Source organism: Martelella sp., from assembly GCF_984369615.1.
In genome coordinates, this window is sequence record NZ_CFHTCS010000538.1 from 1 (window position 1) to 2,090 (window position 2,090).

General features: G+C 60.3%; 2 protein-coding genes. Both read left to right on the forward strand.

Annotated elements, in window-relative coordinates; translation table 11 throughout:
- Nucleotides 1–62: 62 nt before the first annotated feature.
- Nucleotides 63–1,088, forward strand: coding sequence for an HAD family hydrolase (locus AC5DC2_RS23425; RefSeq protein WP_491700221.1), 1,026 nt, complete (start codon nucleotides 63–65; stop codon nucleotides 1,086–1,088).
- Between the two features lie 72 nt (nucleotides 1,089–1,160).
- The coding region (locus tag AC5DC2_RS23430) for a multiheme c-type cytochrome (protein WP_491700222.1) at nucleotides 1,161–2,090 on the forward strand (930 nt) is incomplete at its 3' end.

The window sequence follows — 2,090 nt, forward strand, 5'->3', positions numbered from 1 at the left end:
GAATGAGAAGGGCGGCTGCAAGTCCGCCCTTTTCGGTTGAACGAGAACCGAGGAGACAAGCAATGACGATGAACAGACATATCCGCGCCGCACTGATTGCGCCCGTTTTTGCATTGGCCATGGCGGCAATCGCCGAGGCTGGGGAAGCTGCCCCGCTTGCCTCCTGGAATGACGGCGACACAAAACAGGCCATTCTTGATTTCGTTGCAAGCGCGACGGACGAAGGCGACCCGAACTATGTCGTGCCGGCCGACCGGATCGCCGTGTTCGACAATGACGGAACGCTGTGGACCGAGCACCCGATGTATACCCAGCTCGCCTTCGCGCTGGATCGCGTCAAGGCGCTGGCGCCCGACCACCCCGAATGGAAGACGACCGAGCCGTTCAAATCCGCGCTTGCCGGCGACATGAAGGGTCTGGCAGCAAGCGGCGAGAAAGGGGTGGCCCAACTGGTCATGGCGACCCATACCGGCATGAGCACGGCTGACTTCGAGGTTATCGTTGCCGACTGGTTCAAGACGGCCAAGCATCCGCGTTTCGACCGCCCCTATACCGAGCTCGCCTATCAGCCGATGCTGGAAGTGCTGGACTATTTCCGCGACAACGGGTTTCAGACCTATATCGTGTCGGGCGGCGGCATCGAGTTCATGCGCGTCATTACCGAGGAAGTCTACGGCATTCCCCCGCAGCAGGTCGTCGGCTCGTCGGTCAAGACGAAATTCGAGATTATCGATGGCAAGCCGCAGCTGACAAGAGAGGCCAAGCTCGCCTTCGACGATGACAAGGACGGCAAGCCCGTCGGCATCAACGCCATGATCGGCAAGCGCCCGGTTGCCGCCTTCGGCAATTCCGATGGTGACCGCCAGATGCTGGAATGGACAGCAGCAGGCCCTGCGGCGACCTTGATGATGCTGGTCTATCACGATGACGGCACCCGCGAATATGCCTATGGCCCAGCAGGCGGCCTGCCAGATTCTCCCTTCGGTCACATGTCGCAATCCACCCTCGACCAGGCGGATGCCAGCGACTGGACCGTGATCAGTATGAAAAACGACTGGTCAACGATCTTCCCGGAAACGACGAAGTAACCCAACTGCGCCGCGGCGCGAAGGCCGCGGCGGCTTTCTTTTCCGGCGGACGGGTTTCGCAAGGAAACTCACTTGAAACATTTTGCAGCTCTTTGTCTTTTTCTTCTGACGTCTCCCGCCTTTGCTCAAGAACAAGCGCATTACGTCGGATCCGAGCAATGTGCCATCTGCCATGATTATGAAACGCGCGGCTGGATCGGTTCCGATCATGAACGCGCGTGGACGGCCGCGACTGCTGACAATATCCGCGCCGAGTTCGACGGCACTAGGTTTGAGGGGACGGGCATGTCCGTCGTCTTTTCGCAGGACGATGCGGGCTATCATGCGCTGGTGACGGAAGCCGATGGCACGACGACGCAGCGCGATGTGCACTCGGTCGTCGGCATCGAACCGCTGCAGCAATATCTTTTCGAGACGGAGCCCGGCCGTTTGCAAAGCTTCGATATCGTCTGGGACACCGAAAAGAAAGAATGGTTCCATCTCTATCCCGACCAGATTTTGCAGCCCGAGGACGGCCTGCATTGGACCGGGCCTTACAAGAACTGGAACGCGCGTTGCGCCGAATGCCACGCGACGGGGTTTGAAAAGAACTACGACCCGGCAACCGCGAGCTATCATTCGACTCAAGCCGAGATTGGCGTCGGTTGCGAGGCGTGCCACGGACCGGGCTCAGACCATGTCGAGTGGATGAGAACCCACGCCAAAGACGACGCAAAGCAAAATCCGGGTTATGGCCTGACGATGGAGGCACAAGCCGGTACGCAAGGCTGGATCGAGCAATGCGCCGGCTGTCACTCCCGCCGCGAGGCCTATGGCGATGGCAACCCCTTGCCCGGGACGCCGTATCACGATGCCTACCGGTTGCTCACCCTGAACGACGGCCTCTACTATCCCGATGGCCAGATCCGCGGCGAGATCTCCGCGGACGACTTCGTCTCCAAGAGCAAGGTGCTTGGCGAGCGGCCGATGGCGGGTGTGGAGTCGCAGCCGGGTGTCGCGGCG

What these genes read in the sequence shown, in the direction of transcription:
- AC5DC2_RS23425 (WP_491700221.1), top strand. Translation starts at nt 63, where the DNA reads ATGACGATGAACAGACATATCCGCGCCGCACTGATTGCGCCCGTTTTT.